The following is a 17,707-nucleotide window of genomic DNA, read 5'->3' as shown; positions in this document are numbered from 1 at the left end:
GACATGCTGTCCGACAACGTGAGCCGGATCGTGGACGCCCGGGTCAACGACCCCGGTGCCATCGACGCGGCGGCCGCCCGGCGTATCAAGGCCACCTCGCCGCTCGGCGAGCACGGCAAGGCCATGATCATCGCCGCCGACCATCCCGCGCGCGGCGCCAACGCCGTCGGCGGCGACCCCGGCGCCATGGCCGACCGCTCCAGACTGCTCGACCGGCTGTGCGTCGCCATCGAGCGGCCGGGCGTGACCGGCGTGCTGGCCACCGCCGACATCCTGGAGGACCTGCTGCTGCTCGGCGTCCTCGACGGCAAGAGCGTCTTCGGCTCGATGAACCGCGGCGGCCTCGCGGGCTCGGTCTTCGAGATCGACGACCGCTTCACCGGCTACGACGCCCAGACCATAGCCGCCATGGGCTTCGACGGCGGCAAGATGCTCACCCGCATCGCCCTCGACGACCCGGCGACCCCGTCCGTCCTGGAGAACACCGCCCGCGCCGTCGACGAACTCAACGACCGCCGGCTCATCGCGATGGTCGAGCCGTTCATCTCCCGCTGGCAGGACGGCAGGATCCGCAACGACCTCTCCACCGACGCCGTCATCAAGTCGATCACCATCGGGTCCGGGCTGGGCCGCCGTACCGCCTACACCTGGCTGAAGCTGCCGGTCGTCGACGACATGGAGCGCGTACTCGCCTCCTCCACCCTGCCCGCGCTGCTGCTGGGCGGCGAGGTCACCGACCCGGCCGCGGCCTTCACCTCCTGGGGCAAGGCCCTCAAGCAGCCCACCGCGCAAGGCCTGGTCGTCGGCCGATCCCTCCTCTACCCCTCGGACGGCGACGTGGCCGGCGCCGTGGACCGGGCGGTGAGCCTGCTGTGACCGACACAAGCAAGTACCACCTCCCGAAGGGGACTTCGACCGACGGCCCGTACGACCTCCTGGTCACGCCCGAGTCGGCGGGCTGGGATCACTCCGGCCTCAGGATCCTGACCCTGAAGCCGGGCCAGGCGCACGCGCTGTCCACCGGAGACTCCGAGTTCCTGGTGCTCCCCCTGAACGGCGGCTGCACGGTCACCACGGCAGACGGGCAGACCTTCGAACTCGACGGCCGCAGCGGCGTGTTCGCCTCGGTCACCGACTTCGCGTACCTCCCCCGCGAGTCGGAGGCCGTCATCAGCAGCGCGGCCGGGGGACGGTTCGCGCTGCCCTCCGCCCGTACCGGACGGGGCAGCCTCCCCGCCCGGTACGGACGGCAAGAGGACGTGCCCGTGGAGCTGCGCGGGGCCGGGAACTGCTCCCGCCAGGTCAACAACTACTGCCTGCCCGGCACCTTCGAGGCCGAGCAGCTGCTCGTCTGCGAGGTGCTCACGCCCGGCGGCAACTGGTCCTCGTACCCGCCCCACAAGCACGACGAGGCGCGGCCCGGGACGGAGTCGGAGCTGGAGGAGATCTACTGGTTCGAGGTCGCGGGCGAGGGCGGCTTCGCCTACCAGCGGGTGTACGGCACCGAGGACCGGCCCATCGACGTACTCGCCGAGGTCCGCTCCGGCGACACCGTGCTGATCCCGCACGGCTGGCACGGCCCGTCGATCGCCGCGCCCGGCTACGACCTCTACTACCTCAACGCCATGGCGGGCCCCGGCCAGGACCGCGCCTGGCTGATCTGCGACGACCCCGCCCACGGCTGGGTGCGTACGACCTGGGCGTCCGAGTACCCCGACCCCCGGCTCCCCTTCGGCGGCGAGGAGGCCGGACGATGACCACGATCCGACTCACCACGGCCCAGGCCCTGGTGCGCTTCCTGGCGAACCAGTACAGCGAGCGCGACGAGCAGGAACAGCGGCTGATCCCGGGTGTCTGGGGGATCTTCGGGCACGGCAACGTGGCCGGCATCGGACAGGCCCTCCTCCAGGCCGCCGTCACCCGGGAAGCCGATCTGCCCTACTACCTGGCTCGCAACGAGCAGGGCATGGTGCACGCCTCGGTGGCGTACGCGAAGATGCGCGACCGGCTGGCGACCTTCGCCTGCTCGGCGTCGACCGGCCCCGGCTCCACGAACATGATCACCGGCGCGGCGCTGGCGACGACCAACCGGATCCCCGTGCTGCTGCTGCCCAGCGACATGTTCGCCACCCGGGCCGCCGACCCGGTGCTCCAGCAACTGGAGGACGCCAGAGGCGGGGACGTCACCGTCAACGACGCCTTCCGGGCCGTGTCCAAGTACTTCGACCGCGTCTCCCGCCCCGAGCAGCTGATCCCGGCCGCGCTGGCCGCAATGCGGGTGCTCACCGACCCGGCCGAGACCGGCGCCGTCACGCTCTCTCTGCCGCAGGACGTGCAGGCGGAGGCCTTCGACTGGCCGGTGTCATTCTTCCGGCGGCGGGTCTGGCACATCGGCCGCCCGGTCCCGGAACCGGCGGCGGTCGAGCGGGCCGCGCGACCGCTGCGGAGCGCGCGCAAGCCGCTGATCGTGGCCGGTGGCGGGACCGTCTACTCAGGCGCCGAGACCCAACTGCGGGCCTTCGCCGAGGCCACCGGCATCCCGGTCGCCGACACCCACGCCGGCAAGGGCGCGGTGCCGTGGGACCACCCGTGCTCGGTCGGGGGCATCGGCTCGACTGGGTCGTACGCGGCGAACGAGCTGGCCAGGGAGGCCGACGTCGTCCTGGGCATCGGCACCCGTTACAGCGACTTCACCACCGCCAGCCACACCGTCTTCGGCAACCCGGACGTCGTCTTCGTCAACCTCAACGTGGCCCGCCTGGACGCCGTCAAGCACTCGGCCGAACCCCTGGTCGCGGACGCCCGCCTCGGCATCGAGGCCCTCGCGAAGGCGCTCGGCGACTGGGAGGTTGACCAGGAGTACCGGGAACGGACACGCCAACTCATCACCCGCACACGGGAGATCGAGGAGGAGTGCTTCAACCGAGGCCACGGCCCCCTGCCCGCCCAGACGGAGATCCTCGGCGCGCTCAACGACGTCCTCGACGACCGCGCCGTCGTCATCAACGCCGCCGGTTCCATGCCCGGCGACCTGCAGCAGCTGTGGCGGGCACGAGACCCGAAGGCGTACCACGTGGAGTACGCGTACTCCTGCATGGGCTACGAGGTCGCCGCCGGCCTCGGCGCCAAGATGGCCGACCCGTCGCGCGAGGTCGTCGTCCTCGTCGGCGACGGCTCCTACCTGATGATGGCTCAGGAGATCGCGACCATGGTCTCCGAGGGCCTGAAGGTCATCGTCGTCCTCGTCCAGAACCACGGCTTCGCCTCCATCGGTGCCCTGTCCGAAGCCCTCGGCTCCCAGCGATTCGGCACCAACTACCGCTTCCGCAACGGCGATTCGGGACTCCTGGACGGCGACGTCCTGCCCGTCGACCTCGCCGCCAACGCCTCCTCCCTCGGCGCCGACGTCCTGCACGCCACCTCCGTCGAGGAGTTCCGTACGGCGATGGAGAAGGCCAAGGCCGCCTCCCGCACGACCGTCGTGCACGTCGAGACCGACCTGTACGGGCCGAACCCGCCCGGGCACGGCTGGTGGGACGTGCCGGTCAGCCAGACCTCGGCCCTGGACTCCACCCGCGCCGCGTACGAGGCGTACGCCTCCCACAAGCTCGCCCAACGTCACTACCTCTGACCTGTAAGGACACACCCATGACCACATCCGGCAAGCCCCTTTCCGTCGCGGTGATCGGGGCCGGCATGGCCGGCCGCAGCCATGCGGCGGGCTACCGCAACGTCAACACGGTCTTCGGTGCCGGCCTGCCACCGGTCCGCCTGGCCGCGATAGCCGATGCCAATGTCGAGCTGGCCGAGGACGCCGCCCGCCGCTACGGGTACGACAAGGCGCTTCCGAGCTGGGAGGCCGTCGTCGAGGACCCGACGATCGACGCCGTCAGCATCGTCGTCGGCAACGCGCTGCACCGCCCGATCGCGGAGGCGCTGGTCGCCGCGGGCAAGCATGTGCTGTGCGAGAAGCCGCTGGCCGGCTCGCTGGAAGACGCCCGCGCCATGGCCGAGTTGGAGCGCTCCGCCGACGTCGTGACCGCCGTCGGGTACACCTTCCGGCGCTCCCCCGGCATCGCCGGGATCCGTGACCACGTGCGGCACGGCGAGCTGGGCGACCTCACGCTGTTCAGCGGCCGGTACTGGTGCGACTACGCGACCGACCCGAACGGGCCGCTGAGCTGGCGGTTCAAGGGCGGTGCCGGTTCCGGTGCGCTCGGGGACGTCGGCTCGCACATCATCGACGCCGCCGAGTACGTCGCCGGTCCCATCGTGTCCGTCTCCGGCGCCTTCCTCTCGACGCAGATCCCCAAGCGGCCGCTGCCGCTCGGCGCGGTCGTCGGGCACAACGCCGCCCCGGTCTCCGACGAGTTCGGCGAGGTGGAGAACGAGGACACCGCGTCCTTCACCGCCCGCTTCGAGTCCGGGCTCGTGGGCACCTTCTCGGTGACCCGCACCGGCTTCGGCCTGCCCAACGGGCTCGCCTTCGACGTCCTGGGCGTGGGCGGCCGGGCCGCGTTCGACCAGCACCGGCCCGCCGAGTACCTCTTGGACGACGCCCAGCCCGAGGCCCGTACGCGTGGCGCCCGGCAGATCATCGCCGGCCCGCAGCTGCCGTACTTCGCGGGCGGGGTCCCGATGGAGGCGGCGGGCGTGGGCGCCAACAACGCCGACAACTTCACCTACCAGGCCCGCGCCTTCCTCGACCAGGTCGCGGGCGTCGCCGAGCCGCTGCCGGCCTGCGCCACCTTCGCCGACGCGCTGCGGACCATGGAGATCATCCGGGCCGTCGTCGACTCCTCCCGCAACGGCGGCGCCGCCGTCGCGGTTCCGCCCGTCGCCTGACCTCCCCCACACATCCAAGGAGCACCCCCATGGCCCTCAAGCTCGGCGCCTACACCGCCTGCCTGCACGACCGCCCCCTCGCCGAGGCCCTCGACATCCTCAAGGCCAACGGCCTGACCTCCGTCGAGGTCAACACGGGCGGCTTCATCCCCTCCCCCCACTGCCCGGTCGACCTCCTGCTGTCCTCCGCGACCGCCCGCGAGGAGTACCTGGCCGCCTTCGCCGACCGCGGGATGGAGCTGACCGGGCTCAACTGCAACGGCAACCCGCTCAACCCGCTCCCCGGCGTCGGGCCGAAGCACGCCGACGACCTGCGCCGCACCATCCGGCTCGCGGGGCTGCTCGGCGTAAGGCACGTCGTGACCATGTCCGGCACCCCGGGCTCGGACCCCGACGCGAAGTACCCCTCGTGGGTGGTCAACCCGTGGGACGGCGTCTACATGGACGTCCTGGACTACCAGTGGGGCGTGGCCGTCGAGTTCTGGAAGGAGATCGACGCGCTGGCCCGGGAGAACGACGTCCGGGTCGCCATCGAGATGCACCCGCACAACGTGGTGTTCTCCCCGGTCACCCTCAAGCGGCTCGTCGACGAGACCGGCGCGACCAACGTCGGCGCGGAGATGGACCCCTCCCACCTGATGTGGCAGGGCATGGACATCGTCGCCTCCATCAAGTGGCTTGGCCCGCTGGTGTTCCACGCCGCCGCGAAGGACGCGATGCTCTGCCCCGGCGCCGACATCCGCGGCGTGCTGGACACCTCGTTCACCCGCGTGCCCGCCGACGCGCCCGGCAAGGTGCCCACCGGCTACGGGTTCTGGTGCAACGCCTGGCCCGAGAACCCGGCCTGGAAGTTCGTCGCCGTCGGCATCGGACACGACGTCGCCTACTGGACCGAGTTCCTGCGCGCCCTCGCCGAGATCGACTCGGACATGGCCGTGAACATCGAGCACGAGGACGCCGCCTACTCCCAGACCGAAGGCCTGGCCCTGGCCGCCAAGAACCTGCACAGCGCCGCAGCCGACCTCTGACCGGATAGGTCCGGCCGGTCCCGGCTTGAGTCGCCTGCTAGCCGGCGACCCGGCCCGGGACCGGCCGCCTACTCAGGGGCGGAGGTCGGCGATGTCGGCCGACTGCACGATGCGGGCGATGCGCCAGAGCCCCAGCCAGCTCTGCGGGAAGACGGACTCCTCCACCAGCGCGGCATGCGCTTGCGCGTCGGGGTCCGCGCAGGCGTCGGCGCAGACGGCGACGTCGTAGCCGATGTCGTACGCCCACCGGGCGGTGGACAGCACCGTCCCGGAGGTCGCCACACCGGCTATGACGATCCGGCCGACGCCGGACGCCTGCAGCAACTCGTGCAGGTTTGTAGTGGCGAACGCGCTGAGCGTGGTCTTGCCCAGCACCGGCTCGTCCCCGACGGGCGCCAGCAGCGGGTGGATCTGACCGAGCATCGCCTCGTGGAGGACATGGAACACGGGCAGTCCCGCACCGCGTGCCGACGCCAGCGCCTTCGACGCATGCTCCGCGACAGCGGCGTCGTGGCTGAAGTTCTCGACGATGTAGGTCGCGAAGTCCAGCGCGACGAAAGCCGTCCGCGTTTTTGTCTCTTGACCGGGCAGGGTCATCAGATCTCCTTCACCAATGAAGTCAGAGGAAGCCAGAGGAAACAACCGGAGACACCGCCCCGCTTACGGCTTACGCTAGCATAATCGGAGAGAGCGCCCCGGTTAGAGCGGGGCCGAGAAGGGAGACCCGCATGGAGGCGGAGAACCGGCCCCTGCGCGCCGACGCCCGCCGCAACCGGGACCGGCTCCTGCACGTCGCGAGGCAGGCGTTCGCAGCCGAGGGACTGTCCGTCTCGCTGGATGACATCGCACGCCGGGCCGGGGTGGGTGCGGGAACCCTCTACCGCCACTTCCCCACCAAAGAGGCGCTCTTCGAGGCCGTCGTCCACGAGCGCCTGCGGGCCCTTGTCGACCAGGCGCGGGCCCTGGGCAGCGCCGATGACCCCGGGGCGGCCCTGTTCGAGATCCTCCACCGCATCGTCGCCGACGCCGCCGCAAAATCCGACCTCGTCGACGCCCTGGCCGGCGCCGGCATCGAGGTCCGCACCACGGTCGCCGCGACATCGGCCGAACTCCGCCGCGAGGTCAGCCGCCTTCTCGCTCGCGCCCAGGCCGCCGGTACGGTCCGAGGCGACATCGACATCGCCGACCTCATGGTCGTCCTGGGCGGCGTACTGCTCGCCCTGCGCCATCCCGCGAACAAGGGCGCGGACCCGGGGCGCGCCCTGGCGATCCTCCTCGACGGGTTGCGGGCCGCACCGCGGGACCAGGGCCTGTCCGGCGGATCATGCTGATCACCTGACTCCTGGATCATTGTCCTGCTCGCGGGGCGGGGCGATCCGACGAATGCCGAGTGGACACGGCCGGCACCGCATCTGCCGAAGTCCGGCTGCCGAGGCGGGCGTTGAAACGACCACCGCATGGTGGTCAACGGGATCCAGTACCGGGTCCGCACCGGCGTCCCATGGCGGGGCTTACCGGAGCGGTTCGGCAGCTGGAAGTACAAGCGACGCAACGAAGTCGAGCGGACCATCAACCAGCTCAAGCACGCAAGAGCGGTGGCCACTCGCTACGACACGCGCACCTACGTCTTTCACGGCATCGTCACCGTGACCTCGATCCGCCTCTGGCTCAAGTCGTGATCATTCGCTGTCAGAGGCGCTGGCCGCGGCTGGAGTCAGCTCAGAGATGCGAGCGTGAAGTGCCGCACCTGAAGTGGTGCAACGAGGTACTCGTCCTCGCCTGGCAGAACCACGGGCTGGTCACGCCAGTGCTCGCCGGCGTAGCCGGCCAAGTCCTCCTCACTGCGCCAGCGACTGACATACAGCAGTGAGTCAGGTGGCGCGAGCAGTACCTCGTGGTCCACCAGCCCTGGGTAGCGGCCGGGAAACTCGCGCACCGCGGAGACGATCATGTCGTGGAACGCCTGGAAGCGTTCAGGACGCACGCGTGCCTCACTCACCCTGATGATCACGGCCATCAGGGTGGCACACAAGCAGACGCGGCGTCACCTTCATGCCGCGTGCTCTCACAGCCTTCCTCTGGTCCGCCCGCTGAGGGCCCTAGGTCAGCGCATGACCAGGACCAGCTTGCCGGTCGTACGGCGGGAATCACCCAGCTCGTGCGCCCTCGCGGCGTCCTCCAGGGAGAAGGCACCGGCGATCGCGGCCCGCAGCCGGCCGGTGCGGGCCAGGTCCGCGATGGCCTTCATGCCGCCGTGGTCGTGCTCCACGAGCATGCGCTCCACCCGCACTCCACGCCGCCAGGCCGCCTCGGTCAGGTCGGGCTGACCCAGCGACAGCACCGACACCACCACCCCGCCACGGCGCAGAACCCCCAGCGAGCGACGGCAGTTGTCGCCGCCGAGGGTGTCGAGGACGACGTCGATGCCGCCGACCGCCTCGGTGAAGTCGGTGGTGCGGTAGTCGATGACCTCGTCGGCGCCCAGCGACCTCAGGAAGTCGTGCTTCGCGGCACTGGCCGTACCCACCACGTACGCGCCCCGCGCCTTGGCGATCTGCACGGCGAGATGACCGACGCCCCCGGCCGCGGCGTGGATCAGGACCCGCTGGCCCGGACGGATGTCGGCGGTGTCGGCCAGTGCCTGCCAGGCCGTCAGCGCCGCCAGTGGCAGGGCCGCGGCCTGGACGTGGTCCAGTGAGGGCGGCTTGAGGGCGAAGGCACGGGTCGGCCCGGTCACGTACTCCGCGTGGGAGCCCACTCCGTACGGATACGGCAGCATCCCGAACACCTCGTCCCCGGGCCTGAACAGCGTCACGCCCCGGCCGACCGCGTCCACCACGCCGGAGACGTCCCAGCCCAGGGTGTGCGGCGCATCGCCCAGCAGCCGCAGCGCCCGGTGCTTGCAGTCGGCCGGGTTCAGCCCCGCCGCGTGGACCCGGACCAGCAACTGGCTGTAACCCGGCTCGGGCCGGTCGATCTCCACCACCTTCAGGACTTCGGGGCCTCCGACGACTTCCTGACCCACCGCACGCATTGTCAACGCTCCACCCATGGACCCCACATTGCCTTCTGTCCACCACCGCCCACTACCGGGAACCGGCGCACACGACCAAAAGCCGAAAGATCCGTACCCGCCGTCGTCCACGCCCTAGAATCCACCACCCCTCCCACCAGGGCGCCGGAATGTCGATATTGTCATCTTGACGATAACCAGCAGCCTCCACTATCGTCTTACTGACGATAAGGGGGCCGTCATGGCCGACATCAGCAAGCGGTTCGGGCTGCGACACCTGCGCGCGGCACCAACCTCGCACATCCGCCACCTCAGACGCGGACAAGTGGTCCACGACGGGGCAGGGCTGGCCTTCTGGTTCCGGCCGCTCGTCGCGGCGATCTCGGAAGTGCCGGTCGACGACCGGGAGCTGGCGATGCTCTTCCACGCCCGGACCGCCGACTTCCAGGACGTCACCGTGCAGGCCACGGTCACCTTCCGGATCACCGACCCGGCGGCCGCGGCGACGCGGCTGGACTTCGGCATCGACCCCGACAGCGGGGTCTGGCGGGCGGCGCCGCTGGAGCAGATCGGGACGCTGCTCACCGAGAACTCCCAGCAGCACGCCCTGCAACTGCTCGCCCGCACCAGCCTCGCCGATGCGCTGACCGACGGTGTGGCGGCGGTGCGGGGGCGGATCGCCGAGGCGCTGGCGGCGGAGCCGCGGCTGACGGAGACCGGGCTCGAGGTCATCGCCGTACGGGTGGTGGCGCTGCGGCCCGAGCCGGAGGTGGAGCGGGCGCTGCGCACTCCGGCACGTGAGCAGATCCAGCAGGAGGCGGACCGGGCGACGTACGAGCGGCGCGCGGTGGCCGTCGAGCGGGAGAGGGCGATCTCGGAGAACGAGCTGGACAGCAGGATCGAACTCGCGCGGCGCGAGGAGCAGTTGGTCACCCAGCAGGGCACCAACGCGCGCCGGGAGGCGGAGGAGCAGGCCACCGCGGCCGCCGTGCGGACCGAGTCCGAGGCGAGTCGCCGTACCACCCTGGCCACCGCCGAGGCCGAGGCCGTACGCACGCTCGGCGCCGCGAACGCCGCCGCCGAGGCGGACCGGCTGGCCGCCCACCAGCAGGTGGATCCGGCGGTGCTGCACGCGCTCGCGCTGATGGCGCTGGCCGGCAACCTGCCCCAGGTGGAACATCTCACGCTCACCCCCGACCTGATCACGGATCTGCTGGGCAGGCTGGCGCGGTGAGCCTGGCCCCGCGCGCCGTCCTGGTCCACCGGCGCACCGAGTACCGGGAGCTGATTGACCGTCATGGTACGCGAGGGCAGGCGGAGTTCTTCCTGCGCAGCCGTGGTCTGGAGATCGCGGAGGTGGAACAGCGGCACCGGATCACCGAGGCCGCCGTGGCCCGGGTCGCGGGAGCGGTCCCGGCCGACTGGCGGCATGCGCGGGTGGAGCGCGGTGACCTGGCCCGCTTTCTGTTCGCGCCCGAGGACGTGGTGGTGGTCGTCGGGCAGGACGGGCTGGTCGCCAACACCGCCAAGTACCTTCAGGGGCAGCCGGTCGTGGGCATCGACGCCGAGCCGGGCCGCAATCCCGGTGTCCTGGTCCGGCACCGCGCCGGGGACACCGCGAAACTGCTGCGCGCCACGACCTCGGCGGGCGTGGAGGGGCGGCTGGACCCGCGGACCATGGTGGAGGCCGTCGCCGACGACACCCAGCGGCTGCTGGCGCTGAACGAGATCTATCTCGGCCAGCCCGGCCACCAGACGGCCCGCTACCGGCTGGAGGCCGGCCGGGCGCCGGAGGCCCAGGCCAGTTCGGGGGTGCTGGTGGGCACCGGCACCGGGGCCACCGGCTGGTGCCGGTCCGCGTGGCTGGAGCGTGCCAGTGCGCTGCCGCTGCCCGCGCCGGCGAGCCCGGAGCTGGCCTGGTTCGTCCGCGAGGCCTGGCCTTCGCCCACCACCGGCACCGAGCAGGTCCAGGGCATCCTGGACCGGGGACGGCAGCTCTCGCTCACCGTCGAGTCCGACCGCCTGGTCGCCTTCGGGGACGGCATTGAGAGCGACGCCCTGGAGCTGGCCTGGGGCCAGGTCGTCCGTATCGGGGTCGCCTCGACCCGGCTGCGGCTGCTGGCCTGACCGCGACCGCGACCGCGACAGACCTGAACAGGCGCGCGCCACCGGCTCGCGGCGCGGCGTACACCATCACCGGACGGCCCGGACCCCCTGGGAAGGCGCAAGAGCCCTTCCCCCGGGGTATCGGTAAGGGCGTCAGGGATCCGTGGGGCGGCGGAGCGGGGGCGATGGGGTCGATGGGGTTACGCAGCCGGTTACACAGCCGCCACGCGGTCCGGGGATCGGCGGACCGCGGGCGGAGACCGGCAGGGGATGCGCGGGTCCGGCGCGCGGGTGGGTACGGGCCGACCGCCCGGGAGGTGGTGCCGGGCTTCCTGGTCCTGTGCGGGGTCGTGGCAGCGCCGGTCCTGCTGTGCGGCTGGCTGTACGCGCGGTTCCGGTTCGCGGGGCTCTTACCGGCACTGGCCGTCGTGTGCGCGCTCGCCGTGCCGCTGGTGCGCTGGGGCCGTGCGGCCAGCCGCCGGCACGGCGGGATCTGGAGCGGGGACGAGCTGCTGGCCCTTCAGGACGGGCAGTTGTACGCCGCCGTGCGCACCGTCCTGCGACGCGACGGCTGGCGGATACGCAACGTCCCCTGCGGGGACCGGCCGCGCCTGGCCGGCTGCCATCCGGGCACCCGGATCCGTATCGACGTGGCCTTCCGGCTGCCCGGTGAGGGCGCCACGGACCTGGACGCTCCCGTCCCGGACGACCCGCCCGGCGGCGTGGCGCGGTTGCTGGTCTCCCGCGGCGAGTTCTCCCCCGGTGACCAGCGCCGGGCCCACCGGCACGACGGGACGCACCTCATCGGCCGCCGCCGGCTCACCGCGTGGGCGGCGGGTCTGCCCCTGGACGAGCTGCTCGGCCTGCCCGGCAGCCCACTAGGCGTTGGCGTCGTCGGGCACGGCTCCCAGCTCGACCGCGAACTGCGCGCCGGCGAGAAGGGACAGGTTGGACAGCCAGAGCCAGACGAGGAAGACGACGATGCCGGCCAGTGAGCCGTAGAGCCGGCTGTAGGCGCCCGCCAGGTTGGCGTACGTGGTGAAACCCACGGACGCGGCGAGCCACAGGAGGGCGGCGAGGATCCCTCCGGGCAGGCTGCGGCGCAGCGTGCGTGCCACCGGCGGGCCGGTCCGGAACAGCACGAGGACCAGGAACGCCACGAGACACAGCAGGGTCGGCCACTTCAGGAAGCCCCACATCGTCTCCCCCGCCCCGCCCAGTCCGAGCCGGCGGCCCAGGCCGTCGGCCACCGGACCGCTGATGACCAGGCCCAGGGCGCTGGCGACCAGCAGAACCAGCAGAACGACGGCGGTCAGCACGATCCGGGGCGCCGTGCGCCACGCCGGCCTGCGGTCCTCGACCCCGTGCAGGGCGTGCAGGGCCCGCCGGAAGACCGCCAGGTAGCTGGACGCCGACCACAGGGCGCTCAGCCCGCCGACGGCGGCCATCGTCAGGGCGGCGGAGCGCTCACCGGCCAGATCGCCCAGCGCCCCGCGCAGCGTGACGCCGGAGGACGCGGGTGCCCAGGCCGTGACGTGGGCGATCAGCGCGGCGGTGGTGGGGGCGCTGAAGACACTGACGAGGGACACGGTCATGAGCAGCGCCGGCAGCAGCGCCAGGACCGCGTAGTACGTCAGCGCCGCGGCCCAGTCCGAGACGTCGTCGCGCCACATCACCACCGGGGTCCGGCGCAGCGCGGCCCGCCACCGGGCCCAGGACGCCACGGCGGCCGGTGCGTTCTGCGGGAGGGCAGCGCCCTGTTCGGGATGGACGATCGTGCGCCGTGCCACGGTCCGGTGTTCTCCTGTCCTGGCGTCCGGTCGCCCGGAATGCCCATCTCACTCCTGGTATTTCAGCACCCCGGGCGAGTGGGGCGGCGATCGCCCCCCAGAAGGCGACCGCGGCTGCCGATCAAGTACCCCCCGTGGTGAACCGGACGCCGATGTCGCACGTATTTGAGTGAGGCACAGTCAGGCGAAGCACATTCAGAGAGGGGCCCACCGTGACGCACGCGCGGCGGAACGCGTACCGGGTGATGCGGCTCGGCGGGATCGCGGGGGTGGTGGTCGGGGCGGTCATGGCGGCGCAGGCCGTGGCCGGCGAGTCCTCGGGTACGCAGGACAGCGGGGTGGCGGCGCAGCGGGCGGCGAGCCTGGCGGCGCGGCTGGGCGAGTCGCGGGCGGCAGGGAGCTGGGTGGCGTCGGACGGGCGGGCGGTGGTCGCGGTCACGGACGCGGCCGCGGCCCAGCAGGTGCGGCGGGCGGGGGTACGGGCGAAGGTCGTGCAGTACAGCATGCAGCAGCTGGACGCGGCGGTGGACACGCTGCGGGCGGCGCCGACGGTGACGGGGACGGCGTGGTCGGTCGACCCGGCGTCCAACAAGGTCGTGGTGCTGGCGGACAGCACGGTGTCGGCGGGCGAGTGGTCGCGGATGAAGGGAGTCGCGCAGGGCATCGGCGGGGAGGTGCGGATGGAGCGGACGACGAGCTCCTTCACGACCCGGACTGCCGGCGCGGACGCGATCTTCACGCAGGAGGCCCGCTGCTCGGTCGGGTTCAATGTCACCAACGGCACGACGGGATTCATCCTCACCGCCGGCCACTGCGGCCCGCAGGGCACCAAGTGGTTCCAGGACGAGCGGGGACAGACGCAGGTCGGAGCCACGGTCACCAGTGACTTCCCGGGGCACGACTGGTCGCTCGTGTCGTACCAGAACACCTCGCTGTCCCAGGACGACGTGGTGGACGTCGGGAACGGTCAGCAGGTGAAGATCACCGGGTCCGCCGATGCCGTCGTCGGCCAGCAGGTCTTCCGCAGCGGCAGCACGACCGGGCTGCACACCGGGACGGTGACCGCGCTGGGCGCCACGGTGAACTATCCCGAGGGCACCGTCACCGGGCTCATCCAGACCAATGTGTGCGCGGAGGCGGGCGACAGCGGGGGCCCGCTGTTCTCGCAGGGGACCGCGCTGGGCATCACCTCCGGGGGCAGCGGGGACTGCACCAGCGGGGGCGTCACCTTCTTTCAGCCCGTGAATGCCGCACTCACGGCACTCGGGGTGCGCCTCAACGGAACGGCGGCCCCGTCGGCCGGGGCCAGCACCGCCCCGTCCGCGGCGGCGGCATCCTCGCCGCCGAGCGCCGCGGCGGCCGCCCCCGCCGTGCCGGGCGACCCGGGCGACCAGGCGGGCTTCTCCTTCACCGTGGCCGGTACGGTCATCACGCTCAAAGCACTGACGCCGGGGCTGATCACCGCCGGTGCCAGCCTGCTCATCATCCTCACCGCACGGTGGGTCCGGCCGACCGGTGCCGTCACCAGGAGGCGTCGCGGGGATCCCCGCGACGGGCTGGAGCGCTGGGACCCCAACGGTCCGCTGCCGCTGCCGGAGCCGCACACTCCGCGCTACTAGAACCCGCGCAAAGCCGGTGGTCCTCGGTGTGCTAGCCTCCGACACCACCTTGAAGGCGTCCGCCGAGGGCGACCCGGTGACCCCGGCGTCGCGCTGGGCCCGCCGCCTGACGTTCCAGCTCAAGTACTCCCCTGGGGCGTCCGTCGTATGAGGACGACCTCGCCGGGGGCCGGGGTCGGCGACGGGCGGCAGGGGCGGTACGGGCCGTACAACCGAACCGCACGCCGAGAGGATCCACCCCATGCAGACTGCCAGAGCCGCCCGACTGCGCAGAACCGCCGTGCTCATACCCGTTCTCGCGATCACGGCCACGGTCGCGTCGTGCGGCGGCAGCTCGAGCGGCAGCAGCTCGACGCCGACGGTCGGGATCGCGATGCCGACGAAGGACTCGGCGCGGTGGATCGGCGACGGCGCCAATCTGGTGAAGCAGTTCAAGGCCAAGGGTTACAAGACGGATCTGCAGTACGGGGACAACGACCCGGACAAGCAGACCGACCAGATCCAGAAGATGGTCGACAACGGCGACAAGCTGCTGATCATCGCGGCGATCGACGGCGCCGGGCTCGGCGACGTGCTGGTGGACGCGCGCAACGCGGGCATCAAGGTCATCTCGTACGACCGGCTGCTGCTGGCGTCCAACGACGTGGACTACTACGCCACCTTCGACAACTACCAGGTGGGCGTGCTCCAGGCCGAGTACATCGTCAAGAAGCTGGGGCTGAAGGACGGCAGCGCGACCGGCCCGTTCAACATCGAGCTGTTCGCGGGCTCCCCCGACGACAACAACACTCAGTACTTCTACAACGGCGCGATGAGCGTGCTGAAGAAGTACATCGACAGCAAGAGCCTGACCGTGAAGAGCGACCAGAAGCGGCAGACGCAGGTCGCGACGCTGCGCTGGGACGAGGAGTACGCCAGGCAGCGGATGGCACGCCTGCTGAAGCTGTACTACGCCTCGGAGAACGTCGACGCGGTGCTGTCGCCGTACGACGGCATCTCGCGCGGCATCATCACGGCGCTGAAGGCCGCCGGGTACAGCACGGACTCCAGCTCCAAGCCGATGCCGATCGTGACGGGGCAGGACGCCGAGGTCGACTCGGTGAAGCTGATCATCTCCGGTGATCAGTCGGAGACGGTCTACAAGGACACCCGGCTGCTCGCCAAGGTGGCGTTCGAGATGGGCAACGCGGTGCTCAACGGCCAGAAGCCGAAGGTGAACGACACCAAGCAGTACGACAACGGCAACAAGATCGTGCCGGCGTATCTGCTGCAGCCGGTGAGCGTGGACAAGTCGAACTACAAGAAGGTGCTGGTGGACGGCGGCTACATCAAGGCCTCCGACCTCAACTAGCGTTCCCGTCCCGGTCCCGGAGGTCGCGGGCCTCCCCGGCCGCGTAGAGCGCGTCGATCTCCGCCGTGTACGCCCGCACGATGGCGCGGCGGCGGAGCTTGAGCGAGGGGGTCAGCAGGCCGTCGGCCACGCTGAACTCGGCGGGCAGGATCCGGAAGGCGCGGATCGACTCGGCCCGGGAGACCGCGGTGTTGGCCGTGGAGACCGCGCGCTGGATCTCGGCGCGTACGCCGGCGTCGATGGCCGCGACTGCGGCGGCCCGGGTGCGGGTGAGGGTGTCGGACCGGGCGGCCATGGGGTCGCCCTGCAGGTGCCGCCAGTGCAGCAGCGCCTCGGGGTCGAGGGTGATCAGGGCGGCGACGTAGGGCCGGTTGTCGCCGACCATGACCACCTGGGAGATCAGCGGGTGGGCCCGCAGCCGCTCCTCCAGCAGCTGCGGGCCGACGCTTTTGCCGCCGCTGGTGATGATGATGTCCTTCTTGCGCCCGGTGATGATCAGATAGCCGTCCTCGTCGAGTCGGCCCAGGTCGCCGGTGGCGAGCCAGCCGTCGGGGGTGAGCACGGCCTGGGTGGCGGCGGGGTCGCCGAGGTAGCCGGCGAAGACGGTCTCGCCGCGCACCCAGACCTCGCCGTCGCGGGCGATGTTGACGGAGGCGCCGGGCAGGGGGCGTCCCACGGTGCCGTGGCGGGGGCGGTCGACGGGCTGGGCGGTGACGGCGCCGCTGGTCTCGGTGAGGCCGTAGCCGTCGTAGACGGTGATGCCGGCCCCGGCGAAGAGCAGGGCGAGGTCGCGCCGCAGCGGGGAGCCGCCTGAGACGGCGTAGCGCACCCGGCCGCCGAACACCCCCCGTATGCGCGCGTAGACGAGGTGTTCGAAAGCGGCGTGGGCGGTGCGCAGCATCGGGCCGGGGCCGTGGCCCTGGCCGAGGCCGCGGCGTTCGACGGCCTCGGCGTAGCGGCGGGCGACATCGGCGGCGCGCTCGAAGAGGCGGGCGCGGCCGGAGCGTTCGGCGTTGCGGCGGGCGCCCTCGTAGATCTTCTCGAAGATGTACGGGACGGCGAGCAGGAAGGTCGGTCGGAAGGACGCGAGGGCGGGCAGCAGGGCCGCGGGGGCGATGTCGGGCTGGTGGCCGAGGGTGACGCCGCCGCGCAGGCAGGAGACCTGGACCATGAGGCCGTAGATGTGGGACAGCGGCAGGAAGGCCAGGACGGAGGGCTGCTCGCCGGGCTCGGCGAAGATGGTGTGGAAGCAGCTGATCAGGGTGTCGCACTCGGCGGCGAGGTTGGCGTGGGTGATGACGCAGCCCTTGGACCGGCCGGTGGTGCCCGAGGTGTAGGCGATGACGGCGACGGAGCCGGGCTCCACCGTCCAGCGCAGCCGGTGGACGGCCTCGTCGTGGACCCGGCGGCCCTGGGCGGTGATGCGGGCCACGCAGCCGTCGTCGAGCTGCCAGATGTGCCGCAGGCCCGGCAGGTCGCCGCAGGCGGCGCCCACGGTCATGGCGTTCTCCTCGAACTCCACGACGACTGCGGTGACCTGGGAGTGGGTCAGGATCCAGCGGACCTGCTCGGCGGAGGAGGTGGGGTAGACGGGCACGACCTGGGCGCCGATGGACCACAGGGCGTAGCTGAACTGGGTCCACTCGTAGCGGGTCCGGGCCATCAGGGCGACCCGGTCGCCGAAGCCGATGCCGTTGACCAGGAGGCCCTTGGCCAGGGCCATGACCTCGTCGCGGAAGGCCCGGGCCGTGACGGTGTGCCACTGCTCGGGGTCGGCGGGGTCGCGGCGGGAGAGCTGGGGCAGGCCGGGGTAGCGCGCGGCCACGTCGTAGACCGAGTCGGCCAGGCCGCCCGAACTCAGTGGCTCCAGCAGGGGCGGGAGGCTGAATTGCCGCACCCGCACCCCCTTCCCCTGGTCAGTGCCGCACCACGGCCAAATGGGCGGCAGGGAGGGC

The 17,707-nt window shown here is 71.7% G+C and carries 16 protein-coding genes and 2 pseudogenes; 13 read left to right on the top strand and 5 right to left on the bottom strand.

The window, feature by feature from the left end; all coding sequences use genetic code 11:
- Positions 1–3: 3 nt before the first annotated feature.
- The 5 genes from OG607_RS44040 to OG607_RS44020 are packed head-to-tail and all read left to right on the top strand — an operon-like array spanning position 4 to position 5,873.
- Positions 4–876, top strand: coding sequence for an aldolase (locus tag OG607_RS44040; protein ID WP_405736022.1), 873 nt, complete (start codon positions 4–6; stop codon positions 874–876).
- Entirely contained in the window at positions 873–1,757 is an 885-nt protein-coding gene (iolB, locus tag OG607_RS44035) for a 5-deoxy-glucuronate isomerase (RefSeq protein WP_405736019.1), read from the top strand. Before OG607_RS44040 ends, iolB begins: the two co-directional genes overlap by 4 nt.
- Entirely contained in the window at positions 1,754–3,631 is a 1,878-nt protein-coding gene (gene iolD, locus OG607_RS44030; RefSeq protein ID WP_405736016.1) for a 3D-(3,5/4)-trihydroxycyclohexane-1,2-dione acylhydrolase (decyclizing), read from the top strand. Before iolB ends, iolD begins: the two co-directional genes overlap by 4 nt.
- 17 nt (positions 3,632–3,648) lie before the next feature.
- Entirely contained in the window at positions 3,649–4,845 is a 1,197-nt protein-coding gene (locus OG607_RS44025) for a Gfo/Idh/MocA family protein (protein ID WP_405736013.1), read from the top strand.
- 29 nt (positions 4,846–4,874) lie between these two features.
- The gene (locus OG607_RS44020; RefSeq protein ID WP_405736010.1) at positions 4,875–5,873 is read left to right on the top strand and encodes a sugar phosphate isomerase/epimerase family protein; all 999 of its coding nucleotides are present in this window, start codon (positions 4,875–4,877) and stop codon (positions 5,871–5,873) included.
- A 72-nt stretch (positions 5,874–5,945) separates the two neighbouring features.
- Here OG607_RS44020 and OG607_RS44015 read toward each other — a convergent pair whose 3' ends face one another.
- A complete protein-coding gene (locus OG607_RS44015) occupies positions 5,946–6,470 on the bottom strand; it encodes a cysteine hydrolase (protein WP_405736008.1) in 525 nt (174 codons plus the stop codon).
- Positions 6,471–6,601: 131 nt separating this feature from the next.
- Between OG607_RS44015 and OG607_RS44010 the strand changes: the two genes are divergently transcribed.
- The 3 genes and pseudogenes from OG607_RS44010 to OG607_RS44000 form a co-directional block, all read left to right on the top strand.
- Positions 6,602–7,204, top strand: a complete 603-nt coding sequence (locus tag OG607_RS44010; protein ID WP_405736006.1) for a TetR/AcrR family transcriptional regulator — start codon at positions 6,602–6,604, stop codon at positions 7,202–7,204.
- Between the two features lie 24 nt (positions 7,205–7,228).
- Positions 7,229–7,411: pseudogene (locus tag OG607_RS44005) on the top strand (transposase); the annotation flags it as partial.
- Positions 7,412–7,552, top strand: a pseudogene (locus OG607_RS44000) (IS5/IS1182 family transposase); the annotation flags it as partial.
- A 35-nt stretch (positions 7,553–7,587) separates the two neighbouring features.
- Here the strand turns inward: OG607_RS44000 and OG607_RS43995 are convergent.
- Both OG607_RS43995 and OG607_RS43990 read right to left on the bottom strand, forming a co-directional pair.
- The gene (locus tag OG607_RS43995; RefSeq protein WP_405736003.1) at positions 7,588–7,890 is read right to left on the bottom strand and encodes an antibiotic biosynthesis monooxygenase; all 303 of its coding nucleotides are present in this window, start codon (positions 7,888–7,890) and stop codon (positions 7,588–7,590) included.
- An 87-nt stretch (positions 7,891–7,977) separates the two neighbouring features.
- Positions 7,978–8,907, bottom strand: coding sequence for an NADP-dependent oxidoreductase (locus tag OG607_RS43990; protein ID WP_405736000.1), 930 nt, complete (start codon positions 8,905–8,907; stop codon positions 7,978–7,980).
- A 220-nt stretch (positions 8,908–9,127) separates the two neighbouring features.
- Here OG607_RS43990 and OG607_RS43985 point away from each other — a divergent pair, with 220 nt between their 5' ends.
- The 3 genes from OG607_RS43985 to OG607_RS43975 all read left to right on the top strand — a co-directional run bounded on the left by OG607_RS43985 (position 9,128) and on the right by OG607_RS43975 (position 11,987).
- On the top strand, positions 9,128–10,120 hold the full coding sequence (locus OG607_RS43985; protein WP_405735997.1) for an SPFH domain-containing protein: 993 nt from the start codon (positions 9,128–9,130) through the stop codon (positions 10,118–10,120).
- Positions 10,117–11,013 carry a hypothetical protein gene (locus OG607_RS43980; protein ID WP_405735994.1) on the top strand — a complete coding sequence of 299 codons (897 nt, stop codon included), beginning with the start codon at positions 10,117–10,119 and terminating at the stop codon, positions 11,011–11,013. Before OG607_RS43985 ends, OG607_RS43980 begins: the two co-directional genes overlap by 4 nt.
- A gap of 299 nt (positions 11,014–11,312) precedes the next feature.
- A complete protein-coding gene (locus tag OG607_RS43975) occupies positions 11,313–11,987 on the top strand; it encodes a hypothetical protein (RefSeq protein ID WP_405735991.1) in 675 nt (224 codons plus the stop codon).
- Here OG607_RS43975 and OG607_RS43970 read toward each other — a convergent pair.
- Positions 11,871–12,782 (bottom strand): YihY/virulence factor BrkB family protein, encoded by a 912-nt coding sequence (locus OG607_RS43970; RefSeq protein WP_405735987.1) that lies wholly within the window; start codon positions 12,780–12,782, stop codon positions 11,871–11,873. The genes OG607_RS43975 and OG607_RS43970 overlap by 117 nt on opposite strands.
- Positions 12,783–12,994: 212 nt before the next feature.
- Here OG607_RS43970 and OG607_RS43965 point away from each other — a divergent pair, with 212 nt between their 5' ends.
- Both OG607_RS43965 and chvE read left to right on the top strand, forming a co-directional pair.
- Positions 12,995–14,401, top strand: a complete 1,407-nt coding sequence (locus tag OG607_RS43965; protein ID WP_405735984.1) for a S1 family peptidase — start codon at positions 12,995–12,997, stop codon at positions 14,399–14,401.
- 241 nt (positions 14,402–14,642) lie between these two features.
- Entirely contained in the window at positions 14,643–15,752 is a 1,110-nt protein-coding gene (gene chvE / locus OG607_RS43960) for a multiple monosaccharide ABC transporter substrate-binding protein (RefSeq protein ID WP_405735981.1), read from the top strand.
- Here chvE and OG607_RS43955 read toward each other — a convergent pair.
- A complete protein-coding gene (locus OG607_RS43955; protein WP_405735978.1) occupies positions 15,745–17,649 on the bottom strand; it encodes an AMP-dependent synthetase/ligase in 1,905 nt (634 codons plus the stop codon). The two genes, chvE and OG607_RS43955, sit on opposite strands and share 8 nt — an antisense overlap.
- Between the last annotated feature and the right edge of the window lie 58 nt (positions 17,650–17,707).

The sequence above is a fragment of the Streptomyces sp. NBC_01537 genome, from assembly GCF_045040445.1.
In the GTDB taxonomy this organism is placed as follows: Bacteria; Actinomycetota; Actinomycetes; order Streptomycetales; family Streptomycetaceae; genus Actinacidiphila.
Note: the sequence above shows the minus strand (reverse complement) of the source record. Positions and strands in the feature narration are given on the sequence as shown.

Bases quoted from the DNA above. Each gene is read 5' to 3' on its own strand.
- OG607_RS43985 (WP_405735997.1), top strand. From the start codon at position 9,128: ATGGCCGACATCAGCAAGCGGTTCGGGCTGCGACACCTGCGCGCGGCA.
- OG607_RS44040 (WP_405736022.1), top strand. From the start codon at position 4: ATGCTGTCCGACAACGTGAGCCGGATCGTGGACGCCCGGGTCAACGAC.
- OG607_RS44020 (WP_405736010.1), top strand. From the start codon at position 4,875: ATGGCCCTCAAGCTCGGCGCCTACACCGCCTGCCTGCACGACCGCCCC.
- OG607_RS44010 (WP_405736006.1), top strand. From the start codon at position 6,602: ATGGAGGCGGAGAACCGGCCCCTGCGCGCCGACGCCCGCCGCAACCGG.
- OG607_RS44015 (WP_405736008.1), bottom strand. From the start codon at position 6,470: ATGACCCTGCCCGGTCAAGAGACAAAAACGCGGACGGCTTTCGTCGCG.
- OG607_RS43995 (WP_405736003.1), bottom strand. From the start codon at position 7,890: ATGGCCGTGATCATCAGGGTGAGTGAGGCACGCGTGCGTCCTGAACGC.
- iolD (WP_405736016.1), top strand. From the start codon at position 1,754: ATGACCACGATCCGACTCACCACGGCCCAGGCCCTGGTGCGCTTCCTG.
- chvE (WP_405735981.1), top strand. From the start codon at position 14,643: ATGCAGACTGCCAGAGCCGCCCGACTGCGCAGAACCGCCGTGCTCATA.
- OG607_RS44025 (WP_405736013.1), top strand. From the start codon at position 3,649: ATGACCACATCCGGCAAGCCCCTTTCCGTCGCGGTGATCGGGGCCGGC.
- OG607_RS43990 (WP_405736000.1), bottom strand. From the start codon at position 8,907: ATGCGTGCGGTGGGTCAGGAAGTCGTCGGAGGCCCCGAAGTCCTGAAG.